This window comes from Caballeronia sp. (assembly GCF_028292365.1).
Taxonomy (GTDB): Bacteria; Pseudomonadota; Gammaproteobacteria; order Burkholderiales; family Burkholderiaceae; genus Caballeronia.
On record NZ_JAQGMM010000284.1, the window covers coordinates 1 to 19,111 of the forward strand.

Genomic DNA, 19,111 nt, shown 5'->3' on the forward strand with positions numbered 1-19,111 from the left:
AGTGCGATCAACGGCGGTTCGAGGTTGTACGTCGATGAACTGGTCCAGGCGCCGGCGATAAAAATCAGCGTCGACACCACGAACACAACAAGAAAGCCCGGTAGGAACAGCGCTATCCGCTGCCCGAGCGCTGCAACCACGATGCCGAACAGAATGGCAAAGACGATAAAGAGTGCGATGTAGTTCGGGAGGTGATGTCCCAGATCCGTCGCAGCCTGGGAAACGCTCGACCATTTGGCGGGCGCGACTGCCAGCCACTTGATGCTTGTGCCCGACGCGAACAGCAAGTACGCGATCACGATGATCGCCAGGCCGATCCAGACAGCCCACCAATCTTCAGTTTTAAAGGGACCGCTGCTGGACCGGTCGGGCCGGCGTTCGGCTTCGTACGCGGGAGTGGTGGTGGGTGTATCGCTCATGGTCGCCCCGAAATTGTTATGAAACAGGTGCGTGCGAGCCCGGACGGTACTCGCTACGTCCACCGGCACGGAGACTGAAGGTGCTTGTGCGGCCCGTGGAGGAACGCCTGATTCCGACACTGTGGCAGCACTCCTGATTGTTCGCGCGCACCGCGGCGCATGGAATTCCACGATCGGATTATTGGCAGGCGCGCATGAACGCGCCAATATCGATTCGCTATTTCTAAATCCGAAATTGTGTATTAGGGCGGGTGCTTCGTTCTCCGACCGTTCTCTGAACGGCTTCCGACTGAATCCGCCGACCATCCCCGGCGGTGACGGCACCCGAACCCTAACCGTGCACTTTCTGCCGTGACGCTTCGCTCAAATGCGCACGCACGAACCCGACGTGTTCGCGAAGGACATAGAAAGCATCGGCATGCGCGAGCGGCATCCGCAAGGTATTGAGGGATTCCTCGATCTGATCGAGTTCCGCTACGAGCGCCTTTCGCTCCGCCTCCGTTGAGCTGTCCAGTACGCTGCGTTCTATGGCGATCAGCGCGCCGTAGTACCGATAGATCCGCGATCTCACGCGCCACGCATACAACGCAGGGATCAGCCGCAACGCAGGGATCAGCAGCACGGCGACGGGCAGCAGCAGTACCAGTATCCGGTCTGCGATGCTCGCGACCCAGAAAGGCAGCACGCGATAGAGGAAACTCTTCCCCGACTTGTAGTAGCGCGTGGCCTCTTCGCTGATAGGGTATTCACGGGCGATAGGACTGGGGAATTGCCCGGCGTTTTGCAGCAACCCCGGCATCCCGTGGACTTCCTGGGCCGCTTCAATGATCAGATCCGATATGGCCGGGTGCAGGTTTTGCCGCGCGAGGATTTCGACGGTCGGACCAATCAGATGCAAGGTTTGCGGAGGTATCTTTCGCCGGAGATCGAGCACGCCTGGCGGCAGGTCGATTTCGTCCAGAGACGGAAAGAGCCGCGTATAAGCGCTTGCTTCCGCGAAATCCATCACGGAGATTCCCGGAATACCCAGCAGCCTCAGCATCAACACGCGCGTGGTCGAGTCGCCATTGAGCAGCGCCGCATCAACGTTGCCTGCCACCAGTTGTTTCGCTGCGTCCATGCCGTCGAGCGGCACAAGTTGAGTGTCGCCTCCCGGGGCTATGCCGTTGGCCTCGAGCAGGCTGAGCGACAGCCGGCGGGTGCCGCTGCCCTCGCGGCCTATCGCGATTCTCTTGCCCTCCAGGTCCGACAACTGCGTCATCCCCTTGCCACGATAAAACACCACGAGGGGAACGTAAAAGACGCTTCCAAGCGACATGAGCGACGACCTGGCCGCCGCATCCGATACGCCCCCCTGGACCAGCGCAAGATCGACATGGCTCTTGGGGTCCATGAGTCGTTGCAGATTTTGCACCGAACCATCGGATTGGAGCACCTTGAGGGTCACGCCATTGCGGGCCAGGATTTTTTTGTACTCGTCGGCGGTATGCAGGAGCGCGCTGTCCTCGGGACCTGCGCTGATCGTGATGGTTCTCGGCGGAGCAGGGTCTGCCAGCCACACGATCAACCCGATCAAGACGATGAAAAATAGCGCGAAGGGTGCCGACGTCAACGAAAGATCACGCCAGGCCACATGAGAGTGGTCGTGCGGAAAACGCGGGGGGTACGGGCGATGTTGTTTCATGAGACCCCGTGGGAACAGCCTCACACTTTTAGGAATGTCATCAAGCCATGGTCAGGCAAAGTTCGCCGACAGCAAAGTCTGTGCCTTAATGGATACCCGCAGGATACCCGCACTGGGGCACACCTGACCCACTGCCGAGTTTATAGGGGAACGCGTGGGTCGAGAGAGAAACGGATGGCGCTGTCAGGCAGTGGGTGTTCAAACTTCAAACAACTGAGAGGAGCGCCGGACCGAGCCCGCGCCCCGATGACGATTATTCCTCGCCGTTAAGCCGCCCCGCGCCGAAGCGCCGGTAGGCGAGCCGCGCGGCATAGTCCAGCAGGAATCCCAGCGCGCCGATCACCAGGATCACCGCCGTCAACTCAGAGTAAGCCAGCCGGTCGCGGGTATCGAGAACGAGGTAGCCCAGCCCCGCGCTCACGCCCAGCATTTCCGCCGGCACGAGCACGATCCACAGGATGCCGATGGACAGCCGCACGCCGGTCAGTACATGGACCGCGATGCCCGGCACGTACACATGCCACAGCATTTCGAAGCGCGTTGCCGCGAGGCTTTCGCCCAGTTGCAGCCAGCGCCGGTCGATCTGGGCCACGCCTGCGGCTGTGCTCATCACGAGCGGCCATAGCGCGGCGAAGCTCAGCAGGAAGTACACGGCCCGATCGCCCACACCGAGTGACATCACCGCAATCGGCATCCATGAAAGCGGCGAAATCATGCGCAGGAACTGGAGCGTGGGCGACAACGCGGCATCGAGCCAGCGCAGCCGGCCGATCAGGAATCCGAGCGGCACACCGATTAGCAGCGCCCATAGCAGACCGACGGCAATGCGTCGCAAGCTGGTGACAATGTGTACGAACAACCGGTCGTCCGTGACGAGCGACGGCAGCGCGGCAAGGGCGCGTGTCGGCAGGAACTGGGCGGCAAGACTATCCGTCCCAGCCACTAGTGTCAGCACGAGCCACCAGAGCGCCACTACAGCCACCATACCTGCGAGCCCCGGCCAGGTGCGCCCGAACCATGACCGGCCGCGTGCCGGGCTGTTTGTATCGGCCGTGGCGAGCCCGTCGCGCGAAGGGGACAGGCTAGACAACGATATGCTCCGAACGGGCGAAGCCATCGGGCAGGCCGAACATCTTCATACCGCCGACTGCCGCGATGCTGTTCCGGACGAACCGGTCGTCGACGAGATCGCGCGCGACAAACGCCGGATCGAGTTTGGCGAGGAACTGCGCGTTGCCTTCCACCTGCGTAGTCTTCATGCGGCGCACGAGTTCTTCGGTATAGCTCGGGTACGGATACGGCTGGAAGTCGATGCGTTTCTCATGCCAGTCCGCATGGATGATGGCCCGATCGGCGAGATAACGGCCTGCGTCGCCGGGCGGCGGAGCGAGCACGCGCGTCAGCACCTGGGACGTGTGCGGCGTGTAGTGGTTCTTGCCTTCCTTGGAAAGAAGCTGGGCCGCTTCCGCCGGATGCTCGCGAGTCCAGACCTGTGCTTTCACAATGGCGTCCACCACCTTCTGCGACCACGCCGCACGCCCGGTCAGGTCCTGCTCGTGCATGAACACCACGCAGCACGCGTGGTTCTTCCAGACGTCGCCGGTGAAGCGCAGCACCTTGCCGATATTGAGCCCTTCGGCGGCCGCGTTGAACGGCTCGGCGACGATGAACCCGGCGATCTGTCCGCCGGCTAGCGCGGGCGGCATATCGGACGGCGACATCACGATCAGGTTCACTTCGTTGGGCTTCGCTGCAGAGGTTTTCTTGAGCACCGGCACGAGCCCTTGCGCGCGCAACATGTCCTGCAGCACGACGTTATGGATGGAGTACCAGAAGGGTACTGCCACGGTCTTGCCGCCGAGATCGCCGAGCTTGTCGATACCGGGCGCCACCGTAATACCCGACCCGTTCACGTGATTCCACGCGACGACCTTCGCCGGCGCCTGGCTGCCGTAGCGCGCCCAGACTGTCATCGGCGAAAGCAGGTGGACGACGTTGACCTGGCCCGAAAGGAACGCTTCAACCAGTTGCGCCCAGCTACGCAGAAGCGTGGGTTTCTCGGCGGACACACCGGCTGCCTCGAAGTAGCCGTTGTTGTGCGCGACGAGCAGCGGGGTGGCGTCGGTGATGGGCAGATAACCGATCCGCACCGGTGCGTCGGGTTCACTCGCGGCCCGCGCATTCAACGAGCCGAGCAAGGGCGCCGCGCCCGCCACGGTGAACATGGAGGCGAGTTTCAGCCACTCGCGGCGTGACATCGGAAGCTGGCACATAGGGATCCTGCGTTTGCTGCGTTGATGGAAATGGAAGCTGAGTGCCGGCTGTGTTTTCAGAGGTGCTTCAGGGGCTTCAAGGTGCTTTAAGCAATCGTCCTCTCGCGCGACATCACGTCTTGCAATGCCTGAAGAATCTCGATGCGCAACGCGCCCAGCGCCTGCACTTCGGTGGCGCGCGGCGCAGGTACGTTTACATGCCATTGCGCGATCAACGAACCGCGGGCGCCAAGCAGCACGATCCGGTCGGACACGAGCAACGCCTCGTCTATGTCGTGGGTCACGAGCACCGTACCCGCATGCGTGTCCTGTACAACCTTGACGAGCAGGCGCTGCATGCCGGCGCGTGTGACTTCATCGAGCGCGCCGAACGGTTCATCGAGTAATAGCGTGCGCGGCTGACGCGTCAAGCAGCGGGCGAGGGCCGTACGCTGTGCCATGCCACCGGACAACTGGTGCGGCATGTAGCTGCGCGCATGGGACAGGCCCACTTCGTCGAGTGCGGCGCTCACGCGCTCGCCCCGTTGCGCCCGCGAGAGTGCAGGTTGCCGCGAGAAACCCAGGCCGAAGCCCACGTTGCGTTCAACCGATAACCACGGCAGCAGGCATGGATCCTGGAATGCCAGCGCTACGTCAGGACGTGGACCATCGAGTGGAACATCATCGACAAAAATTTGCCCCGAGGTCGGCTTCAGCAGTCCGGCAAGAATGCGCAACAGGGTCGATTTACCCGACCCGCTGGGTCCTAGCACCGACACTAATTCGCCCGATCTCACGCTCAAGTTAACCCCTTGCAGCACGGTGCGCCCCGGGTAGGTCAGACCAACGCCACGCGCTTCAACAAGCGGCTGATGCGTCCCCGTCGGCTGGCTCATGCGGCGTGTGCCTTGCGATGCAGCGCGAGCTGGTTTTTAAGCTGCACGAGACTAGGCGTAACGATAGGCACGAACGCAGCCTCGCGCATGCGGCGCGCGGTGCCGGTCTGGCCGCGCAAATAACCACGGCCTCCGGTCACTTGGATTTCGAGCCCGACGGCGCTCGCAACTACCGCCGCCAGTGCGATGCGGATCTCGAACAGCGCTGCCGGCGCGGACACAAACGTGCCGTTGCGCACGCCTTCTTTCAGCCGATGCGTGAGGTCGTCGAGTTCGCGCGCCAACTCCGCTGTTTCGTCCTCTACGGCAGCGCGCGATATCGGGCTTGTTTCGCCGACTGCCGCGAGGCAGCGGCGCGCAAGACCGATCGACATGCCACACTGAAGTCCGAGGAAACCGGGGCGCACGCGTGCGAGCCAGGCGGGGGCATCGGCGGTAATGAGAAACGCGTCGTCTAGTACCGTGCCTTCCACGCGCAATGCCGCTGTATTGCTTGAACGCAATGCGATCAGGTCAAGGTCAGCACTACGCGTCACGCCCGGCGCATCGTGCGGGATAGCGAAGATGGAAGGGGGCATGTCCCCGTCTTCCGATGCGTGATCGAATGCCGCTGCGGCGACGAAACCTTCGGGACGCAGGTTGGTGATCCACGGCAAGCTGCCATCGAGTGTCCATCGATCACGCTCGCCCACGTGATCGAGCAAGATCGCTTTCATCTGCAACGGTTCGATGTTCGATAGATACTTCATCGCATTCGACAGCCCCGTTGCGCCCGCCAGTTCGCCGCTGAGCAGCCGGTCGAGCCAACGTGTGCGTAACGTCTCGTTTGGACTTTGCAGCAGATATTCGATAAAAGTGCGTTGTCCCCAGAACACGAACGCTGCCGCAAGCGATTGTTCGGCCACGTTCGCGACCGCTTCTATTGCATCGCCAATCACGCCGCCCGACCCGCCCAGATCGACCGGCACGCCGACACGGAACAGACCCGCCCGGCCGAGTCGCGGCAGGATCTCGGGCGCAAGGTCCTGCCCTGTGTCGATAGCTTCGGCATGCGTGTCGAGCCACGCCTCAAGCTCGTTCGCAACCGGTCGCAACGCAGAGGTGGTCATGCAGTGTGTGCCTTGGCTTTGGGTTCCCACCGGTAAGCCGCCAGTTCCGGATTGAGTTCGTTTTGCGAGAGGTTGTTGGCGAAGTTGCACAAGGTGGCGAGGCTGACGCCGAGCACGACTTCGAGCGCGTTGGCATCGGTAAAACCGGCGGCGCGGAAGGTGTTCAGCTCTTCATCCGATACTCCACCGCGCGAAGCGATCACAGCACGGGTGAACACGGCAACTGCGTCGAGCCGGGCATCGTTAATTGTCGATTGGTCGCGGATCGACTCCACCAGCGGTGCATCCAATTGTGCCTTCTTCAATGCGACCGCCGTGTGTCCGGCGACGCAAAAGCCGCAGCCGTGGATAGCCGCTGCCGTGATCTGCACGGTTTCGCGCTCAGCGAGCGTCAGGCCGCTACGGCCATTGATAGCCGCCACGGTCAGGTAGGTCTCAAGCGCAGTGGGCGCGTTCGCAAGCGATGCCACCAGATTGGGCAAAAAGCCGTTGTTCGCCAACGCCTTCTCAAGGTAAGGGCGGCTTGCTTCGGGTGCGCTTTCAATGGTTTGCAACGGCAGACGGCTCATGACGGTTCCTCGTAGTCGAGTGAGCATTGTCAATGGGCCAGGTGTTTGCAGCAATGCGCGTGCGTCTGCGATTGATGCTTATTCGTCTCAGGGGGTGCTCGCGCCAGTGGACGGGGGTGGGGACTTGGCAGTTTTGAGGGTAGTGGTCGGGGTCAGTGCCGGGTTGGTGCTTTCAGGGTTAGTGGTCTGCCTGAGTGAGCTAATTTCTTTATCACTGTTAGCCACTGCGCGTGGCGGCGCGTCATTTCTTGGTCCTTAGCGACAAAGAAACGAAGCAAAGAAAACGCTTTCAAAACACGCTACCCTAAGTGTCCACAGCGTGCAGTTTCGATTCATGGGTGCCCCAAAAGCACGGTGCTCGCCAGAGCGGAGGATGTGTGAAACCCTCCTTCTCCGAACACAGATACCCACACGCTTCGCCACCAGTGACTGAACCTGCCCAAGGTTCATCCCGCGCTATCCGCGGACACCCACCCTCCAAATTTGTACGCGCAATGCCCCCTCAACCCGTCCAGCGGCGCGAGCGAAAATAATGCCTCAGTGCAGCGCTGCTTGCTTTTCATCAACGGCAAGGCCCGAAGCCACAGGCTCTTGCGTACGCGTCCGGCGGTAAGCACCCGGTTGCTCCCCGGTCACGCGCTTGAACGCCTGCGCGAACGCGGACTCGGATTGATATCCCACCTGTTCCGCAGCATCCGGGGTCGTGGTGCCTTTCCGAAGCATTGCCGCCGCCACTTTCATGCGAACCAGCGTAACGAACTGCGCGGGCGGTTGGCCGCATGCTTCTACGAATTGCTTACAGAAACGTGCACGCGACATGTGCACGAAATCCGCCATTCTGTCAGTCGTCCAGCGCTCGGCAGGCGTATCGATAATGGCGGTAATCAGCGGTGCAAACTCCGCTCGACGCATCAATGACCAGAGACCGGGCGCAATGTCGTCGCGTGCTGCGACCGAACGCAGCGCGTAGAAAAACAGCAACTCAGTCAGGCGCGCGATCAGCGGCGAGGGGGCATCAGGATGCCGGTGCACCTCGGCGCGAATCAGGTCGAACACGGCACGGGGACCATCGGGCGCCGCAGTGTTATGGCGGGCGACGATGTGATCGGGAATCAGTCCGAGCAACTGGTCGTCCAGACCCGAACGGAATTCGAAGAACCCGCATGCCAGGCCAAGACTCTGTTGCGTCGAACTTTCGTCCGACGAAAGCGCCTCCATCGCACCCGCTCGCTGGCTTTCCTGACCGGCCGGCGGCGCCACGGGCAGCGGTGAAAGACAATGCGGCATGTCGTGCAGCAGAAACACTGCGTCGCCCTGCGTCAGGTGCACGCTCATCGCGTTGCGCCCCGGCTTGGCAGGCAAATGCAACCAGCATTCGCCATGCAACACGACATGGAAACTCGCCTGCTGATGGCCCGCCGTCGATGCCTGCCAGCTCCCGCAATACTGGCCGACATGAAACAGCGTGCTTTTGAGTTCCAGACCGGCAAGCAGCCAGTCAGCAATTTTTTCGGCGTGAGGGGGTATGAGGGGCATGAAGGCTCGGCATGGTTCAGCGGTCAATCGCTATACGTACCTGTCCTGCCGGAACAACGCAAAGAACTTGTTGTTGGAACCTTATTCCGTTTCGACGTGATCGGCGCCGATCAACCCCGGCCCGCTTATCCAACTGGTTCGCCGAGATTGAGCATCAGGCGGTTGGCCCACGCGAAAATGGCGATGGAATGAATCAGGTCGAGGATCTCGTCGTCGCTCAAACCCACCTCTCGCAGCGCCCGCAACTGTGCCGGTTCAACCTGACCCGGCGTAAGCGTCAGGTCGATCGACGCCAGCACGATCGCCTTTTCGCGTGGCGACGTTCCAGCGGTAGCCGGGTCGTTGAAAACCTGTTCAATCACGTCGTCGCGTTTCGCCAGTTGCTCGAAACGCTGCGCGTGCACGGAAGCACAATACACACAGCCGTTGACGCGCGAAACGACCGTTGATGCCAACTCCCGCTCCGTACGCGGCAAGCCGCCCGGTGCATACATGATTGCGTTAAAGGCCGCCGAGCGCTGCCTCAGGATTTCGGGCTGATGCACGAGGAACAGGTAATAGTCGGATTCCTTCGCCTTTGGATGACTTTCTTCGAGCACGGTGACCTGCTCGGGGGAGGCATCGGCGAGTTCCACCACGTCCAGCCACGCGTCCCATCCCAGCACGCGATTCGTAAAGCCATGCGCTTCAATTAACCGGCTCATGCTGCCTCCGTTGCGTTCAAGACCTGCAGCGCGCGCAAACCGGCCGTCAGGCGAATCTGATAAGAAAGAAAGGCGATCAACTGCGCAAGGGCGACCACGGCGGGTGTTGGAATGCCGGCGGCGGGCAACAGTTCGAGCGCGGCTTTATCGCCGTCTATGGGTGACTGGATCAGCGTGCGCGTGAAGGTGAGCATCGCACGCAAGCGAGGTTCCTGAGCGTCGATCGAACCTTGTGCGATCTGATCGATCACGGCACGGTCCGCGTTGATCGAAGCAAGCCGTTCCGCATAATGCGTCGCTAACGCAGGGGCATTCGACAACGTGCAGGCATATAACGCTACAAGCAAACGGTCGGTCAACGACAAATCCGGCAGCGCGGGATCGAATAAAGCGTCGTAGCTGCGCTGCGTGGCGGCGGCGACCTTGTCGCGTTTATGTCGCGTTACGTAGGCCGGCGAACCGGGTGTGAGGCCCGCAATCCGGTCGACAATATCGGTGCTGAGATCGTAGGTGTCTGTCATGGTTGCTCCTGCCTGAAAGAATTGCGGGCGCTTTGTGAGGCGCGGGAATGGACGGCTGCGTCGAGAAAAGCCAGCACTTCGCGCCACGATGATTCATCGGCGCGTGCGTTCGCCGCGGGTTCGCCACCGCCCGTGCTGATGCGTCCGGACACGGGATGCGCATACACGAGTTGAGTGGTCGGCACATACGGAAAAACGATCGCGTGGCCGGCGTTATCGAAGTCGAGATGGCGCACCGGATACGCATGCTTCTCCCGTTCAAGCCGCTCCACGACCATGCGTGAATAGTCCGAGGAGGGCCACGAACCGTCGTCGGTGGCGGAGAGCAGCAGCACCGGCCCATTCGTCTTTTCGACGGGAATCCGCGCCCGCTCCACCGCTTCCCTGTCGAGCAACGCCGTTCGGATCGCGCGTTCGTGACGATGCGGCGGCGGGCCATCGTCGAAGGGTTTCCAGCTAGCCGTGCGGTTGTTTTCCCACAGGTGCGGCAGGGGCTTGCCGTCGAGCAGCCAGGTCGGACCTTCGCGACCTGTTGCGGGATCGGCGGCGTTCTGCGCACTATGAATGACCGCGCCGGGCACATAACCAATCACTGCCTTGATGCGATCCGGATAGGTTGCGCCGAGCAGCAGCGCGAGTTCGCCGCCGCGCGATTGCCCGCTCACTGCAATGAAGCCGAGCGCTGGTTGCAACTCGCGCGTGATCCAGTCGAGCGCGCGGCGAAAATATTCGAGCGGCGTATTGGAGATGTAGTCGGACAGCCCCGGCGTCTTGAAGTAACCCAGTGCGAGGGCGGCATATCCGCGCGATGCGTAAAGCGCGCCGCGCGGTTCGTTGATGCCGCCACCTGAACCATTCAGCACGAGCACCACGGGATGAGGCCCCGGTGTTGCGGGCAGGAACAACGTGCCAACACAGCCGTCAACGCGCATGTCGCGCCGTTGCACGCCGGGCGCCATCAGCCTCTGGATCAGCAGCGTCGCGCTCAATATCTGTCCGCGCTCATCGATCACTTCAATGCAGGTCGACAACGCGTCCGAGACATCAGCAGGAAACACCTCGCGGTTGCCCGCAACGACCGGAGCCTGTGACCAGATAAGGCCCATCGCCGATACACCGCCGTAGTCGCCTTCAACCGGCGCGTCCCGGGCAAGGTCGACGACGCCGTGGTCATCGGCACGAAAGACTGCTCGGCTGGTCCAGACCGTGCCTGCGCCGCGCACGGTCTGTGTGCGAAGCGTCAGCAATGAGCTCGCGCGCGCGCCGGTCACTGCAATGCGCCGCGCAACATCGATCAGATCATCGCCGGGTGTCGCCGTGATATCGATCATGTTGGCCTCAATTGCCGCTGCGCGTAACCATCATCGCGGTCGTCCGGTCGCTTACTATGGGTGTCACTTTCAAGCCTTTCTTCGCGGCCCAGATGTTCTCGTAGTGAAAGAGCGGGATGATGCCCACGTCGTCGCTGACCACCTTCACCGACTGCCGCAAGATGGCTTCGCGCTTGGTGGCATCGAACTCGGCTGTAGCGGCGTCGAGCGCGTGGTCAACGGCCGGGCTGCTATAACGGCCCCAGTTCGACGAACCAATGCCCTTTTTCGGATCGACGGTGCCGAGAATGTTGACGAGCGCATAGCTTGCTTCGCCCGTGCCGTTACCCCAGGCAATCATGCTAACTGCAAACTCGTTCTTGTTGGCGCGGCTGGCGTAGCTGGCCCACGGCATCACTTCGACTTTCGTCTTCACGCCAATGCGCGTCCAGAACTGCGCCACCGCCTGCGCCGTTTCCGGCGCTTGCGGATAACGATCGTTAGGCACGCTGAGCGTCAACTGGAAGCCGTCCGGAAAGCCTGCTTCGGCCAACAGTTTTTTTGCCTGGACCGGGTCGTTGGGGATGTCCTTCACGTCCGGGTTATAACCGAAGGTCTTGGCCGGCATCCACTGGTTGGCGACCGTTGCTGCACCTTGCAGGATGCGGTCGGTGATGGCGGGGCGATTGATTGCCAGCGATAACGCGCGGCGCACGCGCACGTCGAGAAGCGGATTCTTGGTCAATGGCTTGCCGGCATTGTCCGTGATGGTCGGGCTCGGTCCTTCACGGAAACTCGGTTGAAGTATCAACACACGCAAACCCGGATACGCGAACACGGATACTTTCGGCGACTGCTTGAGACGCGGCAGGTCGGAGACGGAGACCTTGTCGATCATATCCACGTCGCCCGACAACAGCGCCGCCGTGCGAGCTGCCGCGTTGCTTACGTAGCGGTAGTTCACCTTGTCCCAGATCGGCTTGGCGCCCCAGTAAGCATCGTTACGCGTCATCACCACGCGGTCGCCCGGCGTGTACGAAACGAACTTGTATGGCCCGGAGCCGATCATCGCGCGTCCGGCGTTGTAGTCTTCCGTCGTCGATTTCTCACCAATATGCTTGCTCACAATATGAACCGACGTCAGGTTAAGCGGCAGGTCCGGCGTCGGTGAGCTTGTCTTGATGATCAGTGTGTAGGGATCAGGCGCAGTGACGGACGCGATGGTCCGCAGATACCCCGCGAAGGTGGCGATGGTTCCCGGCACATTGCGCGCTCGCTGATACGAATAGATCACGTCGTCTGCGGTGAATGGCGTACCGTCCTGCCATTTGACGTCATGGCGCAGCTTGAATTCCCACGTGTCGTTGCCGGTCGACTTCCAGCTTGTCGCGAGGCCGGGCGCGAGCACGTTGTTGTGGTTCTCGACCAGCAGATCCCAGAAGTGCAGGTCGACGGAGCGGTCCCCCGCGTAGTTGTTCAGTTGCGGATCGAGCGACGAGAGCGGATCGGCGAACGCAACGTTGAGCGTCTGCGCCGACGCGGCCGTACTGAACAGCGCGGCACTGGCGAGCGCGGCGGTCAGCGTGGAAAGGATCAGGCGTTTCACGATGCAATTCCTTTTTCTTAAGTGTGTTTTGAAACTTAGGGCGCGTCGATTAATGAGCGTCGTTCAGGTGACACGCGCTGACATGCTCGATAGCGATGCGCGCCAAGCGTGGCACTTCGGTCTTGCAACGCAGCATGGCGTGTGGGCAGCGTGGATGAAAATGGCAACCCGATGGCGGCGCGAGCGGGCTTGGCATCTCGCCGCGAATCGCGGTGAAGTGCTTCTTGCGCGCATCGATACGCGGAATCTCCGCCAGCAAGGTCTGCGTGTAAGGATGATTCGGATGACGGAATATTTCTTCGACGGGGGCGCTTTCCACCACGCGCCCGAGATACATGATCACCACGCGATCCGACAATTGTTCGACCACGCCCAGGTCGTGACTGATGAACAGGTATGTGAGATTGAACTGCTCGCGCAAGTCCATGAAGAGATTCAGGATCTGCGCTTGTATCGATACATCCAGCGCGGCGACCGCTTCATCGCAGACGAGCATGGACGGGTTGACCGCAAGCGCTCGCGCAATGCCAATGCGTTGCCGCTGACCGCCGCTGAACTCATGCGGATATCGGTCGGCAAGCGACGGATCCAGGCCTGCGCGTTTTAATTGTGCCGCTACGTAGTCGTCCAGATCGGCGCGTTCGACCATGCCGTGAATAAGCGGCGCCTCCCCGACGATATCGCTAATACGCCTTCGCGGATTCAGGCTCGAATACGGGTCCTGGAAGATCATCTGGATCGCCAGCCGCGCGGTGCGCAACTCTGTTGGCGACATGGCCGCGCGGTCCTGTCCATCCACTAGCACGTCGCCTTCGGTCGGCGCGATAAGGCCCGAGACAATGCGGCCGAGCGTTGACTTTCCGCAGCCGGATTCGCCGACCAGACCGACCACTTCGCCGGGCGTTATCGCAAGATCGACATGTTCGACGGCTCGCGTAATCGCTTGCGCCGCGAGCACGTTTCGCTCGCGCAGCCAGCGTTTCGCGGCGTTCTCGTTGCGTTCGCCGAAGCGCTGGCTGACGCCGCGCAGTTCAACCAGCGCGCGTGCTTTGATCTCGCTCATGCTGTGGTCTCCGTGCGGACATCGGCGTGGCGGCCGGGATGAAAACAACGCACGAGATGCGTGCCATGCTCGGACGCCTGCGCGGCCGGCGAGGGTCCAAGTAGCGGAGGCGTCGAGCAGACCGCCGTGGCCCGCGTGCAGCGCGCAGCGAACGCACAGCCCGGCGGCAATGAGCGCAGATCCGGTGTGATGCCTGCAATCTGCCTGAGCCTTTTACCCCGCGTGTTGAGGCTCGGCAAGCTGTCGATCAGACCGGCAGTGTACGGATGCTGCGGACGGTCGAGCACCGCATCTACGGTGCCCTGTTCAACGATCCGTCCTGCATACATCACGGCGATATCATCGGCGAGCCCCGCCACCACGGACAGGTCGTGCGTGATCCAGATCAGCGACGTGCCTTGCGTGCGCACGAGCGTTTGCACTTCGGACAGAATCTGCGCCTGGATGGTGACATCGAGTGCGGTAGTGGGTTCATCGGCGATGATCAGATCCGGCTTGTGCAGCATCGCAATCGCGATTGCCACACGCTGCCGCATGCCGCCCGACAACTGATGCGGATACGCGCGCAGCCGTTCGTCAGGACTGGCAATACCCATGGCCGCCAGCGCTTCGCTCGCCTGTTCCCGCGCGGCGCTCCGGCTCACATCGCGATGCGCGCGCACGGCTTCGATCATTTGCGCATCCACGCGCTGCACCGGATTAAGCGTGGACATGGGGTCCTGGAACACCATCGCGATACGGCTGCCGCGCAGGCGCCGCATGTCCGCTTCGGGCAAGCCGACAAGGTTCTTGCCCTTGAACAATATCTCGCCACCGACCACACGGCCGGGGGCATCGATGAGTCCCATGATCGAGAAGCCGGTCACCGATTTCCCCGATCCCGATTCGCCTACGAGACCCAGCACGCGACCGCGCGCGAGCGTGAGCGAGACGTCTTCAACAGCGGGCAGTTCGCCTTCACGCGTGAAGAAGCGCGTTCGCAGATGGCGGACTTCGAGCGTGTTGTCCGCGGTATGGAAATCATGGAGGGCAGCGCCGCTCATTTCACGAACCTCGGATTGAGCAATTCACGCAGACGGTCGCCCACCATGTTGATCGATACCAGCATGGCCAGCAGCGCAAGACCCGGATAGACGCTGGTCCAGTATTCACCGGAGAGCATGGTCTGATAACCGTTGGCAATCAGTAGCCCGAGCGAGGGCTCGGTGATCGGTACGCCAAGTCCAAGGAACGACAACGTTGCTTCCAGCGTGATCGCGCGCGCGACTTGCAGCGTGCCGACCACGATCAGCGGCGGCAGACAGTTGGGCAGGATATGAACGAGCACGATGCGCCAGTTGGGAATCGCGAGACTGCGCGCAGCTTCAACATATTCGCGCCGTGCTTCGACCAGCGCTTGCGCTCGCGCAGTGCGTGCGTAATACGCCCACTCGATCAGCACCAGCGTGAGCACGACGTTCGTCACGCTCTTGCCCAGGAACGCGAGCAGCATCATGGCGACGAGGATGGACGGGAAGGCGAGCAACAAGTCCACGAGCCGCATGATGAGGCTGTCGACCTTGCCGCCGGCATAAGCGGCGATAAGGCCGAACACGGTGCCCACTACGCCCGCGATCACTGCCGAGCCGAGGCCCACGGACAGACTCAGGCGCAAGCCGTAGAGCATGGCGGAATACAGGTCGCGGCCCTGGCCGTCGGTGCCGAGCCAGTACGCATGCGTGCCGGCGCCGTTCATCGAACCGGGGGGAAGGCGGGCATCGAGGACATCGAACTGCAAGAGGTCGTAGGGATTTTGCGGCGTGATCAGTGGCGCAAAAATGGCCGCGAGCACCAGCAGTATCGCGACGATCAACGCCGCCATCGCCACGGGAGAACGTCCAAAGTCAGCAACGAGCTGACGCCATGGCGACTGACGGCGTTTGAGCGCGCCGCGCACGGGCGTTTCCGTTTTGGGAACCAGCGGAGTCGTGCTCATCGCGTGCCCTCCAGCCGCACACGCGGATCGAGAAACTTGTAGAGGATATCGACGAACAGATTCAGCGAGACGAACATGCAGACGACCACGATCAGGTACGACAGGATCACCGGGCGATCGAGCGCATTGATGCTGTCGAGGATCAGCTTGCCAGCGCCCGGCCACGAGAACACGGTTTCAGTGACCACCGCGAACGCGATGGTCGAACCAAACTCGAGACCGATCACCGTGACAAGCGGAATCAGCGTATTGCGCAGGATGTGAACGAGTACCACGCGCGTGGGCGACAACCCCTTGGCGCGGGCAAAACGCACGTGTTCCATCGGCATGACTTCGCGCACGCCCGCGCTCGTCAGGCGCAATACCAGCGATATCTTGAAGAGTGACAGATTCAGCGCGGGCAGGATCAGGTGGCGCAGGCCGTCGAGTGTGAGCCACGACCACTGGACACCGAACAGGCTCGCGGTCGCGCCGCGTCCACTGGCGGGTAGCCAGCCGAGCTTCACGCTGAACAACATGATGAGCATCAGGCCGACCCAGAAAGTCGGCAACGAGAAGCCGACAATGCTGCCGGTCATCAGCATCCTGGACAGCGGATTGCGCGGATGCAATCCCGCGAACAAACCCAGCGGAATACCAATCACCAGCGCCAGCAGCAACGCCGAAACAGCGAGTTCCAAGGTCGCGGGAAGGCGCTGCAGGATCAGGCGAATCGCGGGCTCGTTATAAACGAAACTGTTGCCCAGATCGCCATGCATGGCGCCGGCAAGGAACGCCAGATACTGTTTCCAGAGGGGCTGGTCAAGACCAAGGTGAGCAATGATGCGCGCCCGGTCGACCTGATCGACGTCCTGTCCGATGAGAATATCAATCGGATTGCCGATCGCGTGCAGACCGATGAACACGATCAGCGTCATCAGCAGCACGACGAACGCCGCCTGCGCGATTCGGCGAATGAGCCAGCCGCTCATTGGTCCTCCGCATACTGGGGCGGTGCTTCGGCCGGTTGCCATTCGTCACCGTAGAGCTCCGGTTCTGCGTACGCTTCCAGCGCTTCGTAATGCTGCTCCACGTCTTCGCTATACAACAAGCTCGCTAACCCCTGGGCAAGACGTTTTGCGCCTGTACTGATAGCGGGAATATCGCCGGAGACGGCGCCTTGCGAGAGCGACGCGGGATAGCAGAAGCAGTGGATGCGCGACAAGCCGGGGCAAACGCCCGGGGACTTCTCGATGAATTCAAACGCGGGTCCGACATCGGGCGAGTCGGATAACTCGGTGTCTTCATCGCCGGGTGGCGGCGTGTAGCGGTCGGCCCAGGTGCGGATATGGGAGCCAAATGCAGCGAATTCCGGGCGCGCGGACCAGTCGACCTTGAAGCCCGTGGAGACCACGAGGAAGTCGGCTGTAAAGGTGCCCTTGGGGGTTTGGATTGAAAGACCGTTCTCCGTATTTTCAACCGATAGCACCGGGCAACCGAGATTAAAGCGTGCATTCGGATGACGCGATACCCGCAACGTGCTGCCACGTGGCGGGGGCACCTGGACGGTATTGATGTAGTGGCGGATTTTCCATTTCCATTCGTCGGGCAGCGTTTGGTGCCCATGGGTCAGTCCCGGATTGCCGGCCCCCTTGCCCTTGTTCACGCGTGGTAGGTCCGCTCGCCTTATCAGCAAATCGACGCTGGCAGCGCCTGCTTCGAGCGCTGTAGCGGCGCTGTCCATGGCAGACGAACCGCCGCCGATCACGGCGACGCGCTTTCCCGCTAGCGTGGTGTAATCGGTGGTATCCGATGAATGCGCCCAACGACTACGCGGCAATCTTTCTACAAACGACGGCAATGCCGGGCCGCCCAATCCGTCGCGCCCGGTAGCAAGCACGACACGTCGCGCGTAGACATCGATACGTCGATCATGTGTTCGCACGCTCAATACGACGAGACCGTCGGCACGCGGCGTCACGGCTTCAATAGTGTGGCCGTTGCGGACATCGAGTGCAAGCACGCGGCGATACCACACCAGATATTGCATCCATTGCAGGCGGTCGATCTTATCGAGCGCTTGCCATGCTTCCGTGCCGAATTGAGCCTCGAACCATGCGCGGAACGTCAGCGCGGGCAGGCCCAAAGCGGGACCCGTCAATTGCTTCGGTGAGCGTAGCGTTTCCATACGCGCGGTCGTAGCCCAAGGACCTTCCAGTCCCTGCGGTGAGCGGTCGAAAATGCGTACCCGCACGCCCAGCAGCTTTAGCGCGGCCGAAGCTGCCAGCCCGGCCATGCCACCGCCGATCACCGCCACGTCCAGCACTTCGCTGCCGTTGTGCGTCTTGCCAGGCACCCATTCGCGCGCGGGCAATTCGAGCAACGACAGGTCGTCCGCAAGGCGCGCTTCGAGCGCCGCGAGGCCAGTGGGGGGTGTCGATGGTACGTTTTTGTCGAGGCTCACGTGGCGGGCTCTTCGGTCGGATTAAGGATGTCGTCGGGCTCGCCGTAAAGCGCTTGAAGAATCGCGCTGTGCTGGTTCGCGTCGTGGAGGACGAAGTCGGGGAGGATCTCGGCGGCAGCTTGCGCCAGCGCTTGCGCCGCGGCGAGGGTCGCTGCACCGGGCGGCCGGAACTCGGGCGTGATGACGCCGAACAGGAACGCGATGTGGATATCCAGAGGTCGGATCACCACGCCTTCGACGGGCAATCCAAACGCGGTCACCGGCTCCAGCACGGCGAGTCCGAGTCCCGCGCGCACCGCGCCGAGCGCGTTCAGCGACGAGTTGGTTTCGATCACGCCGGCCGTGCGCACGCCCGCTTGAGCGAATGCCGAGTCGAGCCGTGGCCGCAAGCGGTAGGGGTTCTGCATTGTGACGAGACGACGGTGTGCAAAATCGCTCAATGCGATGCGCGGCGCTCGTGCGAGCGGATCGTCGGCGTGTACAGCAGCAACGCACGCAGCTTCGCCAATCCAATGAACCAGCACGCCGCGATGTTCGAGCGGCAGGCTTGAGATACCCATATCGACAATGCCGTTCAGCACGGCATCGACGACCTGTTCGGGGGCGGCGCTGCGCAAGTGCACGGACTCCAGCGGATGGTCTTCGTTGAGCAAAGCCAACGCACGAGGCACGAGTCCGGCGGCAAGCGCAGAGGTGGCGGCAATGGTGAGCGGCGGGGGTGCTTGCCGTGCGATCTGCTCAGCGCGCGATTTCACCTGACGCAAGCTTGCCAGGGTGCGTTCGACGTCCTGGTAGAGCTCGGATGCCTCTCGTGTGGGCGCGACGCGTGGGCCGAAACGCTGGAACAGCGGATAGCCGATCTCAGCTTCCAGTTCCTGGATCGAGCGCGATACCGCGGGTTGCGAGCGCCCGAGCAAACGCCCGGCGGCAGTGACACTTCCGGCCGACATGACAGCGGCAAACGCTTCCAGTTGACGGATTTCCATGAGTACGCGGGGCCCGATCAGTCAGATCGATGAATGCA

At 61.9% G+C, this 19,111-nt stretch carries 17 protein-coding genes and 1 pseudogene; all 18 read right to left on the reverse strand.

The window, feature by feature from the left end; translation table 11 throughout:
* Positions 1 to 419, reverse strand: a pseudogene (locus tag JWR14_RS17900) (putative sulfate exporter family transporter); the annotation flags it as partial.
* A 331-nt stretch (positions 420 to 750) separates the two neighbouring features.
* Positions 751 to 2,103, reverse strand: coding sequence for a TAXI family TRAP transporter solute-binding subunit (locus tag JWR14_RS17905; protein WP_299709401.1), 1,353 nt, complete (start codon positions 2,101 to 2,103; stop codon positions 751 to 753).
* Between the two features lie 253 nt (positions 2,104 to 2,356).
* Positions 2,357 to 3,088 carry an ABC transporter permease gene (locus tag JWR14_RS17910; protein WP_299709453.1) on the reverse strand — a complete coding sequence of 244 codons (732 nt, stop codon included), beginning with the start codon at positions 3,086 to 3,088 and terminating at the stop codon, positions 2,357 to 2,359.
* Between the two features lie 97 nt (positions 3,089 to 3,185).
* Positions 3,186 to 4,376, reverse strand: coding sequence for an ABC transporter substrate-binding protein (locus JWR14_RS17915; protein WP_299709404.1), 1,191 nt, complete (start codon positions 4,374 to 4,376; stop codon positions 3,186 to 3,188).
* A gap of 86 nt (positions 4,377 to 4,462) precedes the next feature.
* The gene (locus JWR14_RS17920) at positions 4,463 to 5,251 is read right to left on the reverse strand and encodes an ABC transporter ATP-binding protein (protein ID WP_299709407.1); all 789 of its coding nucleotides are present in this window, start codon (positions 5,249 to 5,251) and stop codon (positions 4,463 to 4,465) included.
* Complete coding sequence (locus JWR14_RS17925; protein WP_299709410.1) at positions 5,248 to 6,360, reverse strand: acyl-CoA dehydrogenase family protein; 1,113 nt, start codon at positions 6,358 to 6,360, stop codon at positions 5,248 to 5,250. The genes JWR14_RS17920 and JWR14_RS17925 overlap by 4 nt, the downstream gene beginning before the upstream one ends.
* Positions 6,357 to 6,929, reverse strand: a complete 573-nt coding sequence (locus JWR14_RS17930; RefSeq protein WP_299709413.1) for a carboxymuconolactone decarboxylase family protein — start codon at positions 6,927 to 6,929, stop codon at positions 6,357 to 6,359. The genes JWR14_RS17925 and JWR14_RS17930 overlap by 4 nt, the downstream gene beginning before the upstream one ends.
* Positions 6,930 to 7,466: 537 nt before the next feature.
* Positions 7,467 to 8,465 carry an AraC family transcriptional regulator gene (locus JWR14_RS17935; RefSeq protein WP_299709416.1) on the reverse strand — a complete coding sequence of 333 codons (999 nt, stop codon included), beginning with the start codon at positions 8,463 to 8,465 and terminating at the stop codon, positions 7,467 to 7,469.
* Positions 8,466 to 8,590: 125 nt separating this feature from the next.
* Positions 8,591 to 9,169, reverse strand: a complete 579-nt coding sequence (locus JWR14_RS17940; protein ID WP_299709419.1) for a peroxidase-related enzyme — start codon at positions 9,167 to 9,169, stop codon at positions 8,591 to 8,593.
* Complete coding sequence (locus tag JWR14_RS17945) at positions 9,166 to 9,690, reverse strand: CMD domain protein (protein ID WP_299709421.1); 525 nt, start codon at positions 9,688 to 9,690, stop codon at positions 9,166 to 9,168. The genes JWR14_RS17940 and JWR14_RS17945 overlap by 4 nt, the downstream gene beginning before the upstream one ends.
* Positions 9,687 to 11,021 carry an acyl-CoA thioester hydrolase/BAAT C-terminal domain-containing protein gene (locus JWR14_RS17950; RefSeq protein WP_299709423.1) on the reverse strand — a complete coding sequence of 445 codons (1,335 nt, stop codon included), beginning with the start codon at positions 11,019 to 11,021 and terminating at the stop codon, positions 9,687 to 9,689. The genes JWR14_RS17945 and JWR14_RS17950 overlap by 4 nt, the downstream gene beginning before the upstream one ends.
* Before the next feature lie 7 nt (positions 11,022 to 11,028).
* Positions 11,029 to 12,606, reverse strand: coding sequence for an ABC transporter substrate-binding protein (locus JWR14_RS17955; RefSeq protein ID WP_299709425.1), 1,578 nt, complete (start codon positions 12,604 to 12,606; stop codon positions 11,029 to 11,031).
* Positions 12,607 to 12,655: 49 nt separating this feature from the next.
* A complete protein-coding gene (locus JWR14_RS17960) occupies positions 12,656 to 13,669 on the reverse strand; it encodes an oligopeptide/dipeptide ABC transporter ATP-binding protein (RefSeq protein ID WP_299709427.1) in 1,014 nt (337 codons plus the stop codon).
* On the reverse strand, positions 13,666 to 14,712 hold the full coding sequence (locus JWR14_RS17965) for an ABC transporter ATP-binding protein (RefSeq protein WP_299709429.1): 1,047 nt from the start codon (positions 14,710 to 14,712) through the stop codon (positions 13,666 to 13,668). The genes JWR14_RS17960 and JWR14_RS17965 overlap by 4 nt, the downstream gene beginning before the upstream one ends.
* The gene (locus tag JWR14_RS17970; protein WP_299709431.1) at positions 14,709 to 15,644 is read right to left on the reverse strand and encodes an ABC transporter permease; all 936 of its coding nucleotides are present in this window, start codon (positions 15,642 to 15,644) and stop codon (positions 14,709 to 14,711) included. Before JWR14_RS17970 ends, JWR14_RS17965 begins: the two co-directional genes overlap by 4 nt.
* The gene (locus JWR14_RS17975; RefSeq protein WP_299709432.1) at positions 15,641 to 16,615 is read right to left on the reverse strand and encodes an ABC transporter permease; all 975 of its coding nucleotides are present in this window, start codon (positions 16,613 to 16,615) and stop codon (positions 15,641 to 15,643) included. Before JWR14_RS17975 ends, JWR14_RS17970 begins: the two co-directional genes overlap by 4 nt.
* Positions 16,612 to 18,087, reverse strand: a complete 1,476-nt coding sequence (locus JWR14_RS17980; RefSeq protein ID WP_299709434.1) for an NAD(P)/FAD-dependent oxidoreductase — start codon at positions 18,085 to 18,087, stop codon at positions 16,612 to 16,614. Before JWR14_RS17980 ends, JWR14_RS17975 begins: the two co-directional genes overlap by 4 nt.
* Positions 18,084 to 19,073: a LysR family transcriptional regulator gene (locus tag JWR14_RS17985; RefSeq protein WP_299709436.1), complete on the reverse strand. Its 990-nt coding sequence runs from the start codon at positions 19,071 to 19,073 to the stop codon at positions 18,084 to 18,086. Before JWR14_RS17985 ends, JWR14_RS17980 begins: the two co-directional genes overlap by 4 nt.
* Between the last annotated feature and the right edge of the window lie 38 nt (positions 19,074 to 19,111).